Origin of the sequence: Roseomonas chloroacetimidivorans (genome assembly GCF_049629625.1) — a bacterium.
Lineage (GTDB): Bacteria > Pseudomonadota > Alphaproteobacteria > Acetobacterales > Acetobacteraceae > Roseomonas > Roseomonas chloroacetimidivorans.
The window spans coordinates 226,292-242,191 of record NZ_JBNBZS010000010.1; the positions used below are offsets into that span (position 1 = coordinate 226,292).

Annotated in this window: 14 protein-coding genes; 4 read left to right on the plus strand and 10 right to left on the minus strand. The window is 67.9% G+C overall.

What is annotated here, in order from left to right; translation table 11 throughout:
• Positions 1 to 59: 59 nt before the first annotated feature.
• From ACO1BU_RS09765 to ACO1BU_RS09795, 7 genes are all read right to left on the minus strand, one after another.
• Positions 60 to 3,578, minus strand: coding sequence for a molybdopterin cofactor-binding domain-containing protein (locus ACO1BU_RS09765; RefSeq protein ID WP_424135743.1), 3,519 nt, complete (start codon positions 3,576 to 3,578; stop codon positions 60 to 62).
• The gene (locus ACO1BU_RS09770; RefSeq protein ID WP_424135744.1) at positions 3,575 to 4,051 is read right to left on the minus strand and encodes a (2Fe-2S)-binding protein; all 477 of its coding nucleotides are present in this window, start codon (positions 4,049 to 4,051) and stop codon (positions 3,575 to 3,577) included. The genes ACO1BU_RS09765 and ACO1BU_RS09770 overlap by 4 nt, the downstream gene beginning before the upstream one ends.
• On the minus strand, positions 4,051 to 4,755 hold the full coding sequence (locus ACO1BU_RS09775) for an ABC transporter ATP-binding protein (RefSeq protein ID WP_424135745.1): 705 nt from the start codon (positions 4,753 to 4,755) through the stop codon (positions 4,051 to 4,053). Before ACO1BU_RS09775 ends, ACO1BU_RS09770 begins: the two co-directional genes overlap by 1 nt.
• Before the next feature lies 1 nt (position 4,756).
• The gene (locus ACO1BU_RS09780; protein ID WP_424135746.1) at positions 4,757 to 5,515 is read right to left on the minus strand and encodes an ABC transporter ATP-binding protein; all 759 of its coding nucleotides are present in this window, start codon (positions 5,513 to 5,515) and stop codon (positions 4,757 to 4,759) included.
• Positions 5,512 to 7,353 carry an ABC transporter permease gene (locus tag ACO1BU_RS09785; protein ID WP_424135747.1) on the minus strand — a complete coding sequence of 614 codons (1,842 nt, stop codon included), beginning with the start codon at positions 7,351 to 7,353 and terminating at the stop codon, positions 5,512 to 5,514. Before ACO1BU_RS09785 ends, ACO1BU_RS09780 begins: the two co-directional genes overlap by 4 nt.
• Before the next feature lie 18 nt (positions 7,354 to 7,371).
• A complete protein-coding gene (locus tag ACO1BU_RS09790) occupies positions 7,372 to 8,583 on the minus strand; it encodes an ABC transporter substrate-binding protein (RefSeq protein ID WP_424135748.1) in 1,212 nt (403 codons plus the stop codon).
• Positions 8,584 to 8,669: 86 nt separating this feature from the next.
• Complete coding sequence (locus ACO1BU_RS09795; RefSeq protein ID WP_424135749.1) at positions 8,670 to 9,722, minus strand: 2,5-dihydroxypyridine 5,6-dioxygenase NicX family protein; 1,053 nt, start codon at positions 9,720 to 9,722, stop codon at positions 8,670 to 8,672.
• A 177-nt stretch (positions 9,723 to 9,899) separates the two neighbouring features.
• Between ACO1BU_RS09795 and ACO1BU_RS09800 the strand changes: the two genes are divergently transcribed.
• On the plus strand, positions 9,900 to 10,514 hold the full coding sequence (locus ACO1BU_RS09800) for a flavin reductase family protein (RefSeq protein WP_424135750.1): 615 nt from the start codon (positions 9,900 to 9,902) through the stop codon (positions 10,512 to 10,514).
• 8 nt (positions 10,515 to 10,522) lie between these two features.
• Positions 10,523 to 11,455 carry a LysR family transcriptional regulator gene (locus ACO1BU_RS09805; RefSeq protein ID WP_481133216.1) on the plus strand — a complete coding sequence of 311 codons (933 nt, stop codon included), beginning with the start codon at positions 10,523 to 10,525 and terminating at the stop codon, positions 11,453 to 11,455.
• Here ACO1BU_RS09805 and ACO1BU_RS09810 read toward each other — a convergent pair.
• The 3 genes from ACO1BU_RS09810 to upp form a co-directional block, all read right to left on the minus strand.
• Positions 11,418 to 12,476 (minus strand): YeiH family protein, encoded by a 1,059-nt coding sequence (locus ACO1BU_RS09810; RefSeq protein ID WP_424135751.1) that lies wholly within the window; start codon positions 12,474 to 12,476, stop codon positions 11,418 to 11,420. The genes ACO1BU_RS09805 and ACO1BU_RS09810 overlap by 38 nt on opposite strands.
• A 95-nt stretch (positions 12,477 to 12,571) precedes the next feature.
• A complete protein-coding gene (locus ACO1BU_RS09815; RefSeq protein WP_424135752.1) occupies positions 12,572 to 13,579 on the minus strand; it encodes an NAD-dependent epimerase/dehydratase family protein in 1,008 nt (335 codons plus the stop codon).
• 149 nt (positions 13,580 to 13,728) lie between these two features.
• Entirely contained in the window at positions 13,729 to 14,376 is a 648-nt protein-coding gene (gene upp, locus ACO1BU_RS09820; protein ID WP_424135753.1) for a uracil phosphoribosyltransferase, read from the minus strand.
• 245 nt (positions 14,377 to 14,621) lie between these two features.
• Between upp and ACO1BU_RS09825 the strand changes: the two genes are divergently transcribed.
• On the plus strand, positions 14,622 to 15,620 hold the full coding sequence (locus ACO1BU_RS09825) for a KpsF/GutQ family sugar-phosphate isomerase (RefSeq protein ID WP_424135754.1): 999 nt from the start codon (positions 14,622 to 14,624) through the stop codon (positions 15,618 to 15,620).
• 147 nt (positions 15,621 to 15,767) lie between these two features.
• A partial coding sequence (locus ACO1BU_RS09830; protein WP_424135760.1) for an NAD-dependent epimerase/dehydratase family protein occupies positions 15,768 to 15,900 on the plus strand: 133 nt, incomplete at its 3' end.

Below are 15,900 nucleotides of genomic sequence, written 5' to 3' on the forward strand. Positions count from 1 at the left end.
CGGTCTCCTCGACGGCCCAGAAATTTAACTGCACATTCAGTTAAGCAAAAGCACAATCTTCAGTGGGCGCCCGCATTCCGCAATCGGGCGATGGCCTGCGGCAGCCCCTCCCAGCCAGCACGGCCGGGCGCGAAGTTGGAGCGGATAAAGGATGCCAGCAGCTCGATCTGCCGGTCACTCAGGCTGTCCCGGAAGCCCGGCATTTCCCCATGGCCGGGGATGGGTGGCCGGATACCGTCCAGGATCACGCGCAGCAGGTTGTCCGGCCGGTCGCTATGGATGTTGCTGTTCAGCGCTAGCACCACCTCCGGCCCTTCCTGCGCGCCGCCGCCATGGCAGGCTCCGCAGGCGCCCTGGAAGAGCCGCGCCCCCTCACTGCCGCCTTGCCGGGGAGCGACAGCCGACGCCGCCGCCAATTCCGCTGGCTGGGCCGGATCGATCTCCGCCACCGGGTTCAGCGAGGCCAGGTAATGCGCCATGGCCCGGATATCCGAATCCTGCAGTGCCTGGAGGTTCGCTACAACCGGCGCCATTGACCCCGCGGCCACGCCATGCCGCGGCGAATGGCCGGTGCGCAGATAGTCGTAGAAATCCGCCTCGGTCCAAGGCACCGGCGCGCGAGACAGCGCATTCAGCGCCGGCGCCTCCCACCCCTCCACCATCGCCCCCGCGAAGGCGGAGGTCCCGCCCTTCTCAGCCCCCAGGGCGTTGCGCGGCGTGTGACAGGCCCCGCAATGGCCCAGGGCGTTCACGAGGTATTTGCCCCGGTTCCACTCCGCCGACTGCGCCGGATCGGGTTCCATCGTGCCCGGCCGGTGAAACAGCAGGTTCCAACCAGCCAGCAGCGGCCGGATGTTGTAGGGAAAGGCCAGCTTCGTCTCCGGCACCACGGATCGCACGGGCGCCTGGGCCATCAGATAGGCGTAGAGGGCCAGCAGGTCCTCATCCGTCATCTTTGTGTAAGCCGTATAGGGAAAGGCCGGGTAGAGATGCCGCCCGTCCCGCGCGATCCCCTCGCGCATCGCACGCTGGAAGGCCGCGAAGGAATAGGTGCCGATCCCGGTTTCCGCATCCGGGGTGATGTTGGTGGACCAGACTGTGCCGAAGGGTGTGTCCAACGCGAGCCCGCCCGCATTCGTCACACCATTCGGCGCGGTGTGGCACACGGCGCAATCCCCGGCCGCCGCCAGAACCCGCCCCCGCTCGATCTGCGCGGCGGAGAACACATCCGCCCCCGGCGGCTTGACCGGTGCCATGGCCGAGGCCCAGCCGATCGCCGCCCCCGCCGCCACGACCAGCCCGCCGGCCAGGCTGCCCAGCCCCGCGAACCAGCGCCGCCGCTTCCGCCGCGCCTCAGCCTGAACAACGGGCTGTAGGCCCTCACGGATTACCTCCGGCGTGAAGGGCACCTTTCGGAAGCGCACGCCCGTCGCATCGAAGATCGCATTGGCAATGGCAGCCGCGCTCGGCACCGAAGCGGATTCGCCCGAACCCAGCGGCGGCTCCTCCGGCCGAGGCATCATCATCACCTCGATCTCCGGCACCTCCCGGAAGTCGAGGATCGGGTAGCCGCCCCATTCCTGGCTGGCCACCAACCCGTTCTCGAAGGAAACCCGCTCCTTCAGCACGCGGCTCGTCGCCTGGATGACATTGCCGTGGACTTGGTGCTTCACCCCGTCCGGGTTGATCATCAGCCCGGCGTCATGGCCGGTGACGATGCGCGTCGCGGTCACCTCGCCCGTGCGCTTGTTTACCTCCACCTCGGCCACCCAGGCCGCCCAGGCGGCGCCATAGCCCGGGAACTTGCTGTGGACGTAGAGCGCATAGGCGAAGCCCTGCCCGCGCAGGATATCGCCCTCGCTCCTCATGCGCGGGCCAGTTCGCCTCTCCCAACCGGCACGCTCCGCCACCGCCTTCACCAGATCGATGGCGCGTGGATCCTTCAGATAGCGCAGCCGGTATTCCACCGGGTCGACGCCCGCCTCCGCCGCGCATTCGTCGATCCAGGATTCATGCGCGAAGGTACTGGGCAGGGAGGACACGCCGCGCATCCAGGATGCCCGCACGATGGGCGGCATATCCTCCACCGCGATGCGCATGGAGGGGTAGTCATAGGGCGGGATGGCCGTGCGGTCGCCCATCTGCAGCACCGCCGGCTCCGGCTTCACCATTCCGGTCAGCAGCAGCCCCAGCAGCGGCGCATCGTTCGACGGATAGCGCGACACGAAATCATAGGCTGCAACTTCGCCCTTTGCGTCCAACCCGCCATCCACATCGATCAACTGTGCCGAGCCCTTCGGCTCCCAGAGATGCTCCTGTTCCCGCGTCAGCTGCACCCGAACCGGCCGCCCCACGGCACGGGAGAGCAGGGCCGCATCGCCGCACACATCATCCGCGCAGTTACGCCCGTAGCAGCCGGCCGCCTCCATGCGCGTGATCTCGATCCGCGCCTCCGGCATGGCCATGAGCTGCGCGAGCGCCGCGCGCAGCATATGCGGGTTCTGGGAACCCGACCAAACCCGTAACCGTCCCTCCTCGCAATCCGCCACAGCGCAGGATGGTCCGATGGAGCCATGCATCTGGTAGGGCCAGGAGTAGGTTCGCGTCAGACGCTTCGCCGTACCGGCCAGCGCCTGATCCACGTCGCCGGTGTCCTTCAGAACCCGCCTGGTGGAAGGATTGAGGCGCAGCGCCTGTTCCACGTCATCCAGGCTCGCCGGGGCAGTGAAGGCCTTCCAGGCCACGCGCAGATCGCGTGCCGCACGCGCCGCCGCCTCCTCGCGCTCCGCCACTACTCCCACGAAATCGCCGATCACCACCACATCCACGAGCCCGGGAATGTGGGAGACTGAATCCCGATCCACCGAGAGCAGGCTGTTGCCGATGAAGGCCCCGCCATCCAGCCCGGCATAGGGAGGCCGCACCACGCGCCCATGGAGCATCCCCGGCACGCGCATGTCGTGCACGAAGACCAGCCCACCAGTGGCCTTGGCCGGGATATCCACGCGCGGCACCGGCGTGCCGACAATCCTGTACTGATCCACAGGCTTCAGCGGCGCCGCCCCGCTCAGCGGCAGGATCTCCTGCGCCCCACGCAGCAATTCGCCATAGGAAACGCTCCGCCCATCGGTCGCGGAGACGACGCCCTCCGAAATGGTCAGCGCCTCGGTCCCCAGCCGCTCGGCCGCCCGCGCCAACAACGCATGCCGCGCCTCCGCCGCCGCCTGTCGCAGCGGCACGGCGGAAATCTGGATTGTCTCGCTGGCAATGGTCGGGCCCTGATCCGGCGCGCGCTCCGTATCGCCCAGCACCATGGTCACGGCGTCGAGGCGGACATCCAACTCCTCCGCCACGATCTGCGCCAGCGCCGTGCGGATGCCCGTTCCCAGATCCACATGCCCATTGAAGGCCGCCACGCTGCCGTCATCAAAGACAGCGACGAAGACATCCTCCTCATCCCGCGCATTCGCGCCCGGCTCGGTCCCTGGCGTCGGCGGGCGCTTGCGCGTGATGGCCAGCACGCCTTGCTGCCGCAGCACCTCCTGCCGGCTCAGATCCTGACGCGCCCGCACCGTCATGCCGCGCGCTCCGCCACCGCGCGGCGCACCGCGGCCAGGATCTCCATATGGGTGCCGCAGCGGCAGAGATTATAGGCCAGCGCCTCGCGGATCTGCGCCTCACTCGGCCGGGGGTTCCGCTCCAACAGCGCCACCGTCGTCATGATCATGCCATTCAGGCAGTAGCCGCATTGCGCGCCCTGCTCCGCGATAAAGGCGGCCTGCACGGGATGCGGCGCCTCAACCGTGCCCAGCCCCTCCAGTGTCGTCACCTGCCTTCCTTCGGCGCGCGACACCGGCAGCACGCAGCACCGCACTGCCTTCCCGTCCAGCAGCACCGTGCAGGCCCCGCATTCCCCGAGTCCGCAGCCGTATTTCGGCCCGTTCAGCTCCAGGTCGTTCCGCAACACCGCCAGGAGCGGTGCCGAGGGATCGAGATGCAGCACATGCCGCGCCCCGTTCACCTCCAGCGCGACATCCCGGGGCGCCGGCATCACACCGCCAGATACTGGGTGCGTGCCGCCTCATCGGCGCGCAACTCGGCCATGGTACCGGCCCAGACCACGCGGCCCTTTTCCACCACCGTCGCGCTATCGGCCACGCCGCCGGCGAAATGCAGGTTCTGCTCGGCCAGCAGAATGGTCAGTCCCTCGCCCTTCAGGGCCAGGATGGCATTGGCCATCTGCTCCACGATCACGGGCGCCAGCCCCTCGCTCGGCTCATCCAGCAGGATCAGGCGCGGATTGCCCATCAGCGTGCGCGCGATCGTCAGCATTTGCTGCTCCCCGCCGCTCATCCGGCCGCCCGGGCGGTCCCGCATGCGCCCAAGATTGGGAAACAGCTCGAACAGTCGCTCCGGCGTCCAGGGCCACATCCCGCCTCGTGCCGCCTGACGCCCGACCTCCAAATTCTCCATGACCGTCAGATCGGCGAATACACGCCGGTCCTCCGGCACATAGCCGAGGCCACGGCGAGCAATACGGTGCGGCTCCTCCCCCGCGATTTCCTGCCCATCGAAGGTGATGCGCCCGCTGGTCGGCCGCACCAGGCCGATGATGGACTTCATGGTGGTGCTCTTGCCCGCACCGTTGCGGCCCAGCAACACCATGATCTGACCGACGCCGATCTGCAGCGCCATGCCCTGCAGGATGTGGGCGCGGCCGTAATGCGTGTTCAGCCCCTCGACCGAGAGCAGCATCTCAGTGCCCCCCGCTCGTTGCGCCTGTGCCAAGATAGATCTCACGCACCGCCGGATTGGCGCGAATGGAAGCCCCGTCCCCCTCCGCGATCAGCGTGCCGCGATTCAACACGAGGATCCGGTCCGACACATCGAACACCACGTCCATGTCATGCTCGGTGAACAGCACGGCCACGCCGCGCTCCGTCGCCAGCCTGCGCGTCAGCTTCATCAGCCCCACGCGCTCGGCGGGCGCCATTCCCGCCGTCGGCTCATCCATCAGCAGCAGGCGCGGCTCATTGCCCAGCGCGATGGCCAGTTCCAGCCGCTTCAGGTCGCCATAGGCCAGCACGCCCGTCGCGCGATCCGCCTGTGCCTCCAGCCCCACCTGGGCCAGCAGCGCATCCGCCTCGTCGGCATAACGCCCCGCGACCGGCCGCCAGAACTGCCAGACCTCCCCGCGATGGGCGAGCAACGCCATCTGCACATTCTCCCGCACCGTCATGGAACCGAAGGTAGCGGTGATCTGGAAGGTGCGCCCGACGCCCCTGCGCGAAATGGCGCGCGGCGACAGGCCTGTGATCGACTGGCCATCCAGCAGCACGGAACCGGCATCCGGCGGCAACTGCCCTCCCACCATGTTGAAGCAGGTGGACTTGCCCGCGCCATTCGGCCCGATCAGTGCCAGCATCTCCCCCGGTGCCACGGAGAAGGAAACGTCCCCCACCGCCCGCACGCCACCGAAGGACTTGCTCAGCCCCTGCACGACCAGCACGCTCATGCCTCGCGCCCCCGCAGCCAGAGGCGCCGGGCCGCACCCGCGATACCCTCGGGGAAGGCGACGACCAGCAACACGATCACCGCGCCGAGCACCAGCCGCCACAGATCAGTGGAGCGCACGAGGATGTCCGCCAGCCCCGTATAGACCAGCGCCCCGATGATCGGCCCGGCCATGGTCTGCAGCCCTCCCAGCAGCACCATCAGCAGCGCCTCCACAGAGTGCGAGATGGTGATGTAGGTCGGGAAGATGCTGCCCTTGCCATAGGAGAAGAGCGCGCCCGAAAGCCCGCAGGCCGCGCCGGCGATCACGATCGCCACGATCCGCAGCCGGGCTACGTCCAACCCGATCGACCGCGCGCGCATCGCCGAATCCCGCGCCGCCCGCAGCGCGTAGCCATAGGGCGCGTAGAGCGCCCGGCGCAGCAGCAACGCCACGCCGACCGAGAGCGCCAGCGCGAGCCAGTAGAACACCCGCGGCTCATGCGCCCATTCCGGCCGCAGCAGCCCCAGCAGCCCATTGTCGCCGCCTGTTACATCCACCCACTGGAAGCAGATGGCCCAGACGATCTGCGCGAAGGCCAGCGTCAGCATCGAAAGATACACGCCCGAGAGCCGCACCACGAACCAGCCGAACAGCGCCGCCACGATGCCTGCCGCAACCGGCGCCGCCAGTAGCCCGACTGACATGGGCGCGCCGATCCACTGCATCAGCAGCCCCGCCGCATAGGCGCCGATCCCGAACCAGGCCGCATGACCGAAGCTGGCCATGCCGCCCGGCCCCATCATGAAGTGCAGACTGGTCGCGAAAAGGACGGCAACGCAGGCATCCGTCAGCACGGTCAGGTAGTACTCGCCCACGAAGAGGGGCGCCGCGATCGCGGCCAGCAACGCCACCGCGCCCAGAATGCGAAGCTCCCGCGGGGCCGCGCGCACCACCGGGGCGGCCACCGTCGCCTCGCGCGCATCGGTCTGCGGACGCCCCAACAGCCCGTTGGGGCGGAACACCAGCACCACCGCCATCACCAGGAAGACGAGCACGAGCGTGATCTTGGGAATCAGCACGATGCCGAAGGCCTGCAGGATGCCGATCAGCAGGCTGGCCACGAAGGCGCCGGTCAGGCTGCCCAATCCGCCGACCACCACCACCACGAAAGCATCGGTGATGACGGACAGATCGATGTTCAGGTTGGCGGAGGCACTCATGAGAGAGAGCGCCCCGCCGAATCCCGCCAGCCCCGCGCCGAGCGCAAAGACGGAGGTGAAGAGCAGCCGCTGGTCCACGCCCAGCGCCGCCACCATCTCACGGTCCAGCGTGGCGGCCCGCACCAGCGTGCCCCAGCGCGTGCGGTTCATCACGAGCCAGAGCAGCCCGAGCACCACCGGCCCCACGATAATCAGGATGAGATCGGCCATTGGCAGCCGGCTACCCGCGACATCGAAAGCGGTGCGGAGCCAGCGCGGCCGCGAGAGCGGAAGCTCCACCGGCCCCCAGAGCCAGAGCGTCACATCCTGGAGGATCAGCACCACGCCGAAAGTGGCGAGAAGCTGGAACAACTCCGGTGCGCGATAGACGCGCCGCAGCACCACCAGCTCCAGCAGCACCCCGATCACTGCCGTGGCCAGCACGGTGGCCAGGATGCCCAGCACGAACCATTCGGGGTCCCGCGGCAGCCGCGAGAGGATGCTCCAGCCGATATAGGCGCCGAGCATCATCAGGCTGCCATGGGAGAAATTCACGATCCGGGTGACGCCGAAGATGATCGTCAGCCCGGATGCGACAAGGAAAAGCGACGAGGCCCCGGCGAGCCCGGTCAGCAGTTGTGGAAGGATGCCGTCCATGGACTCGCCGGTATTCCGTCAGTTCGCGCTGGCAGGGCGAAGGTTGCGCACGAACTCGTCGCCCGGCAGCAGGTCCTTGCCGTCGATGTAGCGCCAGTCCGTCATCACGCCGGCATTGCCCTTCAGCGCGGTCTTACCGACGAAGACGCCCAGCGTGCCCTGGTGGTCGACAGGGCGGTACTCGACGGAGCCGACGGGCGTGTCGAAGCGCGCGCCACGGAAACCATCGACCATCTTCTCGGTCTCGACCGAGCCGGCCTTGGTGATGCCCGCAGCGATGGAGTTGATGAGCGAGTAGCCCACCAGCGAGCCGCAGAGCGGCTTCTCCTTGAACTTGCCTCGATAGGCCGAGACGAAGGCCTTGTGCGCCGGCGTGTCAATCTGCTCGCCGGGATAGCCGGTCACGATCCAGCCCTCCGGCGCCTCGTCGCCCAGCGGGTCCAGGTATTCCGGCTCGCCCGTCAGCAGGGAGACGACCGTGCGCTTCTCGAACAGCCCGCGCGTGTTGCCCTGGCGGACGAAATTGGTCAGGTCCGGACCGAAGAGCACGTTGAAAATGCCGTCCGGCTTCATCGCCTCCAGCGCCTGCACGGTCGCGCCCGCATCCACGCGGCCCAGGGCCGGCCATTGCTCGCCCACATAGGTCACGTCCGGCCGCTTGGCCGAGAGGAGCTGCTTGAACCACTTCACGCCGGACTGCCCGAACTCGTAATTCGGGGACACCGTGGCCCAGCGCTTGGCCGGCAGCTTCGCCGCCTCCTCCGCCAGGATGGCGGCCTGCATGTAGGTGCTGGGACGCAGGCGGAAGGTGTAGCGGTTGCCCTTCTCCCAGACCATGGAATCGGTCAGCGGCTCGCCGCCGACATAGAGGCGCTTGTTCTGCGCCGCGTACTCGCCGAGGGCGAGGCCGACATTGGACAGATAGGCGCCAGCCAGAACATCCACCTTCTGGTCGTTTACCAGCTCGCCCGCCAGGCGCACCGCATCCTGCGGGCGGCCCGCATCGTCGCGCGTGATCAGTTCGAGTTGCCGGCCCAGAACGCCGCCCTTGGCGTTCACCTGCTCCACTGCCAGCTGCATCGCATTGCGATAGGGCAGGGTAAAAGCAGGGTTGGTGGTGTAGCTGTTGATCTCGCCGATGCGGATCGGCGCCGTTCCCTGCGCCCGCAGGATACCCGGTAGCGCGAGTGCGCCCGATGCGCCGAGCACGAGGCGCCGTGTCACATGCATGATGCTACTCCTGGTCCGTTAGGGATGGTGCAGGGATTGCAGGAAAGGGGCCGGGCACGCGGCCCGGCCCGGGCCTCAGCAGCCGCTCATTCGGCGGCGAGTGCGATCTGGTCGAGGACCTTGCCGTCCTGTGTCACGGGAGTGCCGTCGAGACGGACGGTGCAGCGGCGGAGGGGGATGTCGATATGGCAGGGCGTGTTGCGCGTGCCGCCGGCCTCGGTATTGGGCCCGAGCGAGAAGAGGAAGTTGCCCGCAAACGCCCGCGCATCCATGCCGATGGTCTGCTCGCGGTCATAGAGCGAGAGCACGGACCAGCGCGCCCGGTCCTGCAGCCCCCAGCCGATATGGGAGATGGCATAGGCCTCGGGGTCGTTGAAGGACTGCATGTAGTCCTGCAGCAACTCGGCATCGAGCCCGCCCTCGATCTTGACCGCGTAGCCGTCCTTGACCGTCAGGATGATCTTGTCCTGCACATAGGACTTCTGCGGCAGCAGGATGTCGCCCCGGTCGATCACGATGGTGCCGTTGGACTGGCCCTCATTCGGCCAGGTGGCCAGGAAGCCCGAGGGCCAGTGGTCCCAGCGCCCGGGCTCATCGACAAAGCCGTATTCCTCCAGCAGCGGGTACTGGCCCAGCGCGCAGCGCAGGTCCGTCCCGGCCGCCGAGGTGACATGCATCTCCCTGGCCGCCTTCAGCCTCTCGGCCGCCGCCTTGACCCGGATCTTGTCCTCCATGCTCGGCACCAGCCGCGCCAGCACCTCCGGCGGCTCCACCGCCAGCAGCATGCGCGTGCCGCTCTCCAGGATCTCCCCCTGCTCGGGGGAGAAGAGCAGCAGCATCAGGTCGAGCACCAGGTCGCTCGCCTTCAGCGCCGCCATGCCGGCCGGGTTCCCCGTCAGCGGCGTGTCGCCCACAAAGGCCAGCGCGTCGCGCGAGAGCGAGGCCTCGCCATTCATCGGCTGCAGGTCCAGCCGGTTCACGACCGCCCCCATGCCGCGCGCCGCAATCATGGCGGTCGACAGCGTCTGCGGGTGCGTCGCCGCCCCGGTCAGCACCGTGACCACCTCGCCCGCCCTGAGATTGGAAAGCGTCAGGACCTTCTTCCAGGCCTCGATCATGTCCGCGTCGCTGATCGCCATGGGGCTGTGCCTTTCCGCAGAAACTAACTGAGCGTACAGTTATGAAAGGGACGCCGGGAAGATGCATAATGATCTTCCGGCAGGGCGATCTTAGCGGCGCGGGCAAAACTCCGCCTATCTTGCATGCATCCGGCAGGATCAGTGACCATTTCCTGCACAGACGGGGGACAGGAACCCATGGACCAGCATTTCTACGAACCTCGGCTCGGCCATGGCCTGCCGCATGACCCCTTCAAGGCCATCGTTGCGCCGCGCCCCATCGGCTGGGTCACCACGATCAGCGCGGAGGGGAAGGTCAACCTCGCGCCCTACAGCTTCTTCAACGCCTTCAACTCAAATCCGCCGATCGTCGGATTTGCCAGCGAGGGCCGCAAGGATAGCCTGCGCAATGTGGAGGCAACGGGCGAGTTCGTCTGCAACCTCGCCACCCGGCCGCTGGCGGAGGTGATGAACCGCTGCAGCGCTCCCCTGCCCCATGGCGAATCCGAGATGGAGTTCGCCGGCATCGAATCCGCCCCCTCCCGCTTGGTGCGGCCGCCCCGCGTTGCCAACACGCCCGCCGCGCTGGAGTGCAAGGTGACGCAGATCGTCCAGTTCAAGACGGCGGAGGGCCGCGATGTGGACACCTATCTCGTCCTCGGCGAGGTGATCGGCGTCCATATCGACCGCGCCTATCTCAAGGACGGTATTTTCGACCTGAAGGCCGCCCGCCCCATCGGCCGCGCCGGCTATCGCGGCGACTATGCTGAGATGGGCGAGATGTTCGAGATGTTCCGCCCAACGAAAGTCTGACCGCCGCTATGCGCATCACGCTGGAACAGCTCCGCGTCTTCGTCGCGGTCGCGGAGCGCCAGCACGTGACCCGCGCGGCGGAAGCGCTCAACCTCACCCAGTCCGCCGCCAGCGCCGCTATCGCGGCGCTGGAAGTTCGCAACGGCGTGCGCCTCTTCGACCGCATCGGCCGCGGGATCGAACTCACCGGTGCCGGCCGTGCCTTCCTGCCAGAGGCCCGCGCCGTCCTCGCACGCGCGGAGGCAGCAGAAATGGCCCTGGCGGAACTGGCCGGGCTCGGCCGCGGTACCCTGCCCGTCCATGCCAGCCAGACCATCGCCGGCTATTGGCTGCCGCGCCACCTCGTCGCCTTCCGTCGCGCCCATCCAGGCATCGTCGTGCCGCTCTCCATCGGCAACACCGCTCAGGTGGCGGCGGCGGTCGCGGCCGGTACGGCCGAACTGGGCTTCGTGGAAGGGGCGGTGGACGACCCGCTCCTCCTCGCCCGTCCCGTCGCCACGGACCAGCTCGTGGTCGTGGTCGCTCCAACTCATCCCTGGACGGAGCAACCGCCCGCCGACCTGGCCGCCCTGGTGCGGGAGGGCGAATGGGTGCTGCGCGAACCTGGCTCCGGCACCCGCTCCGTCTTCGAGGATACGCTGCGCGCCGCTGGGCTGGACCCGCTAGCCCTGCAGGTTACGCTCGAACTGCCGTCCAATGAATCGGTCCGCGGCGCGGTGGAGGCCGGGCTGGGCGCCACCGCCATCTCCGCCTCGGTCGCCGCCCCCAGTATTGAGGCCGGTCTGCTCCACCGCGTGCCGGTGAACCTGCCGGAACGCGCCTTCCAGGTGCTGTTTCACCGCGACCGCCCTCCCAGCCGCGCGGCGGAAGCGCTGTTGGCGCTGGTCCCCGCCGCGCCTTCCCTCAGGCCACGCCGAGCAGATGGATCAGCCCAAGGCTGATCCCCCCTAGCACCAGCAGCGAGGCTATGGCGGCCGCGGTCACCCGCCCTCCGGAACGCGCGACCGTTCGCACATCCACCCCCAGCCCGAGCGCCGCCATGGAGATAATGGTGAGCGCCGTCGCCACTATCGCCGCCGGGCCCAGCAGCACCTCAGGCACCAGCCCCAGCGAGCGCAGCGCGGCGAGCCCGAGGAAGCCGATGATGAACCAGGGCACCAGCCGGCTCAGTGGCGGGCGCTTCGGAACCGGGCGGTCACCCGCCACCACCTCCCCCGGCGTCGCCGGCGCCTCGCGCAGCCGGGGTGCCAGAAGCGATAGCACCAATACCACCGGCCCAAGCATCAGCACCCGTACCAGCTTCACCAGCGTGCCCACCTGCACGCTCAAAGCCCCCACCGGTGCCGTGGCCGCCAGCACCTGCGGCACCGCATAGACCGTCAGCCCCGCCAGAACGCCATACTGCTCCAGACTCAACCCCAGCACTGGCACCAGCAACGGCAGGGAGAGCACCACCGCCACACCCAGCACGGCCGTGAAGGCGATGGAGGACGCCACATCCTCCCCATCCGCCCCGACCACCGGCGCCACCGCGGCAATGGCCGAGTTCCCACAGATGGAATTTCCGCAGGCGACCAGCACCGCCATTCGTGCTGGCAGACCGAACAACCGGCACAGCCCAAAGCTGATGCAAATGGCCACCGCCACCACCAGCGCGATGCCGACCAGCAGCTCCCAACCAATGGCCAGCACCGTTGCTGCACTCAACGAGGCGCCCAGCAGCACCACGGCAACTTCGAGCAGCATCTTGGCGGAAAAATCGATTCCGGGCTTCCAGCGTGGCCCCGGCTTCCAGGCCGTTCGAACCACGGTGCCCAGCAGGATGGCTAGAACGAGCGATTCCAACCAAGCCCGCCCGAATACCGCCTCCTCCAAATGCGCCAGGGCCACCGCCGCCAGGGTCACTCCCAGGCAAAGCAAGAGCCCCGGCAGCAGGCGCGAAATTGATCGGGGGAGAATCATTTAGATCGAGGTCCTTCGGCGGCCGAAGTCTGGGCCGCCGAAAGGCATCGATCAAACAGATCAGATTTGTGAAACTAATCTGTCAAATTTATGAATCAGGCAGCCTTCCGGTCGCCGGGCATTCCAAAATACCCCTTCCACCAGTCCACGAAATGACCGAGGCCATCGCGCAGGCTCGTGGTCGGCTCCCAGCCGAAGTCGCGCTTCATGGCGGAAACATCGGCGAAAGTGGCGGGCACGTCACCCGGCTGCATGGGCAGAAGCTCCTTCTTCGCCTCCACGCCCAGCAGCTCCTCCAGAATGCCGATGAGGTCCATCAGCTCCTCGGGGTTGCTGTTGCCGATATTATAGAGCCGGTGCCCGCCATCCGCCGGCGGATGATCCAGCGCCGCCATGATGCCCGTCACGATATCGTCTACGAAGGTGAAGTCGCGCCGCATCTTGCCTTCGTTGAACAGGCGGATCGGCTTGCCCTTCAGCATCGCGTCAGTGAACAGCCAATAGGCCATGTCCGGCCGGCCCCAGGGCCCATAGACCGTGAAGAAGCGCACGCCCGTCATCGGCAGCTTGTAGAGATCGTTATAGACAATCCCCATCAGCTCGCCCGCCCGCTTGGTGGCGGCATAGAGCGAGACGGGCTTGTCCACCCGGTCCGTCTCCTTGAACTGGCTGCCATCCGTGCGCGAGCCATAGACCGAGCTGGTGGAGGCATAGACGAGGTGCTTGATCCGCCCTTCGCTCCGCCGCACGCCCTCAAGGATGGAGAGCTGCCCGGTGACATTGGCGGCGGTGTAGGCGAAGGGCGCCTCGATCGACCAGCGCACGCCGGCCTGCGCGCCCAGATGCGCCACGCGGTCGATATCCGGGCGGTCCTTCATCAGGCCCAGCACCGCATCGGCATCCGCCAGGTCCATCTGATGGAACTCGAAGGCGCCCGACGGCGCGTTGCCCGTCAGCGCGGCCAGACGCGCATGCTTCAACGCCGGATCGTAATACGGATTCATGTTGTCGAGGCCGACGACAGAGTCGCCCCTCTTGATCAGCTCGCGGCAGAGATGCGCGCCGATGAAGCCGGCCGCTCCCGTGACAAGCACGCGTCCCATGCGGAATTCCTCATCCTGCTTACGGTGGTTTTTATCTCGCAGGACAGGCGCGCAGATGCCAGGGACTCGCTCCGGGAACCGGAACCAACATCGGTGCCAGCTTGGACCAACCGTGCCCTGCAACCTTGGGCAGGCGCGCGGCAAACTCCCTACTTCGTGCCGAAAAGCCGATCTCCGGCATCGCCCAGACCGGGGCGGATATAGGCGTGCTCGTCCAGCGCCCGATCCACTGCGCAGGTGAAAATTGGCACATCCGGATGCGCCTCCGCCAGCACCGCCACCCCTTCGGGCGCCGCCAGCAGGCAGGCGAAGCGCAGATTGGTGCAGCCGGCGGCCTTCAGCCGGCCCAGCGCGGCCGCGGCCGAATGACCGGTCGCCAGCATGGGATCCACCACAATCACCAGCCGGTCCGCCACATCCTCCGGCAGCTTCAGGTAATATTCCACCGGCCGTTGCGTCACCGGATCCCGGTACAGCCCGACATGCCCGACGCGGGCGGAGGGCACGAGGTCCAGCATCCCCGAGGCCAGCCCGTCCCCGGCCCGCAGGATCGAGACGATGCACAGCTTTTTGCCCGCGATGGACGGCGCCATCATCGGCTCCAGCGGCGTGTCGATCGGCACCTGCTGGATCGGCAGGTCGCGCGTCAGCTCATAGGCCATGAGCAGGCTGATCTCGCGCGCGAGCGCCCGGAACTCGCCCGTCGAGGTCTCCCGCCGGCGCATGATGGTCAGCTTGTGCTGCACCAGCGGATGCGAGAGAATCGTCAGCCGGGGGTGGGTCGCCTGGTCCATCATCGCGCCGCTCCTGTTGCCCTCGCCACGCCGGGCCGATTCCCGCCCCATAGCGCGGCGCCGCGCCGGGGCGAAAGGTGCCCTGCGTCCGCCGGGTGTCGCCGCCGGGCCCCATGGCGGCTATACCCCGCCACCAAGCCGGATCTTTGCTTCAGGGAACCGCCATCGAGACCCGCGCCAGCCTGCTAGCGCCCTCCGGGCTGCCCTCCCAGTTGGACCAGCCCCGGGAACACGCCCCCAAGGACACCATGATGGATCAGCAGCCCGTCACGCCCGCCGCACTTTCCCCGGCCCTGGATGACGCCCGCCGCACCCTGTCGCTTGAGGCAGAGGGGCTGGCGGCGCTGCGCAGCGCCCTTGCCGGCCCGCTCGGCCAGGCGTTCGAACGGGCCGTCGCCGCCATCGCCTCCTGCGGAGGTCGGGTCATCGTCACCGGCATGGGCAAGTCCGGCCATGTCGGGCGCAAGATCGCCGCCACTTTCGCCTCCACCGGCACCCCTGCCTATTTCGTGCACCCTGCCGAGGCCAGCCATGGCGATCTCGGCATGATCGGAGACAACGACGTTGTCCTCGCCCTCTCCTGGTCCGGGGAAGCCCCGGAACTGGCCGATGTGCTGGCCTATACGCGCCGCTGGGGAATCACCCTCATCGCCATTACCTCCCGCTCGCACAGTGCGCTCGGCAGCCAGGCCGACATCCCCTTGATCCTGCCGGTTATGCCGGAAGCCTGCCCGAACGGGCTGGCGCCCACCACCTCCACCACCATGCAGATGGCCATGGGGGACGCGCTGGCGGTGGCGCTGCTCTCCCGCCGGGGCTTCTCGGCCCAGGATTTCCGGCGCTTCCACCCCGGCGGCAAGCTCGGCTCCCAACTCCGCAAGGTGCGGGACGTCATGCATTCAGGCGATGCCGTGCCGACCATCCCCGAGGACGCCACGCTTTCGCAGGCCATTATGGAAATGACCGGCAAGCGCTTCGGCATCACCGCCGTGACAGACGGGGCCGGCCGGCTGGTCGGGGTGGTGACCGATGGCGACCTTCGCCGCGCCTTCCAGGCCGGCTTCGTGGACGGCCCGGTGCGCGACGCGATGTCCCGCCATCCCCGCACCATCGGCCCTGACGCCCTGGCCGAGCAGGCGCTGGCCCTGATGAACGAGCGCCGCATCACCAGCCTTTTCGTGCTGGAGGAAGACCGGCCGGCCGGAATTCTGCACCTGCACGACCTGCTGCGGATTGGCGTCGCGTGACCAGCTCCGGGCCCTATAACGGCCCGAATCCGCCGTGCCACCGCCCTGCCAGGGCCGCATTTGCGGTGGATATCTCGCATCCGGGCCAGACAACCGGAACACCCGGCCCGGGCCCTTACCTCGAGCGTTCCTGAGAATCTCTGCCCCATGCGTGTCGTTGTCACCGGCGGAGCCGGCTTCATTGGATCGGCCCTGGTCCGCCACCTCGTCCTGAACCTCGGCCACGAGGTGCTGGTGATCGACAAGCTGACCTATGCCGGAGACCGCCGGACGCTCGCCG

Bases quoted from the DNA above. Each gene is read 5' to 3' on its own strand.
- ACO1BU_RS09765 (WP_424135743.1), bottom strand. From the start codon at position 3,578: ATGACGGTGCGGGCGCGTCAGGATCTGAGCCGGCAGGAGGTGCTGCGG.
- ACO1BU_RS09770 (WP_424135744.1), bottom strand. From the start codon at position 4,051: ATGCCGGCGCCCCGGGATGTCGCGCTGGAGGTGAACGGGGCGCGGCAT.
- ACO1BU_RS09775 (WP_424135745.1), bottom strand. From the start codon at position 4,755: ATGCTGCTCTCGGTCGAGGGGCTGAACACGCATTACGGCCGCGCCCAC.
- ACO1BU_RS09780 (WP_424135746.1), bottom strand. From the start codon at position 5,515: ATGAGCGTGCTGGTCGTGCAGGGGCTGAGCAAGTCCTTCGGTGGCGTG.
- ACO1BU_RS09785 (WP_424135747.1), bottom strand. From the start codon at position 7,353: ATGGACGGCATCCTTCCACAACTGCTGACCGGGCTCGCCGGGGCCTCG.
- ACO1BU_RS09790 (WP_424135748.1), bottom strand. From the start codon at position 8,583: ATGCATGTGACACGGCGCCTCGTGCTCGGCGCATCGGGCGCACTCGCG.
- ACO1BU_RS09795 (WP_424135749.1), bottom strand. From the start codon at position 9,722: ATGGCGATCAGCGACGCGGACATGATCGAGGCCTGGAAGAAGGTCCTG.
- ACO1BU_RS09800 (WP_424135750.1), top strand. From the start codon at position 9,900: ATGGACCAGCATTTCTACGAACCTCGGCTCGGCCATGGCCTGCCGCAT.
- ACO1BU_RS09805 (WP_481133216.1), top strand. From the start codon at position 10,523: ATGCGCATCACGCTGGAACAGCTCCGCGTCTTCGTCGCGGTCGCGGAG.
- ACO1BU_RS09810 (WP_424135751.1), bottom strand. From the start codon at position 12,476: ATGATTCTCCCCCGATCAATTTCGCGCCTGCTGCCGGGGCTCTTGCTT.
- ACO1BU_RS09815 (WP_424135752.1), bottom strand. From the start codon at position 13,579: ATGGGACGCGTGCTTGTCACGGGAGCGGCCGGCTTCATCGGCGCGCAT.
- upp (WP_424135753.1), bottom strand. From the start codon at position 14,376: ATGATGGACCAGGCGACCCACCCCCGGCTGACGATTCTCTCGCATCCG.
- ACO1BU_RS09825 (WP_424135754.1), top strand. From the start codon at position 14,622: ATGATGGATCAGCAGCCCGTCACGCCCGCCGCACTTTCCCCGGCCCTG.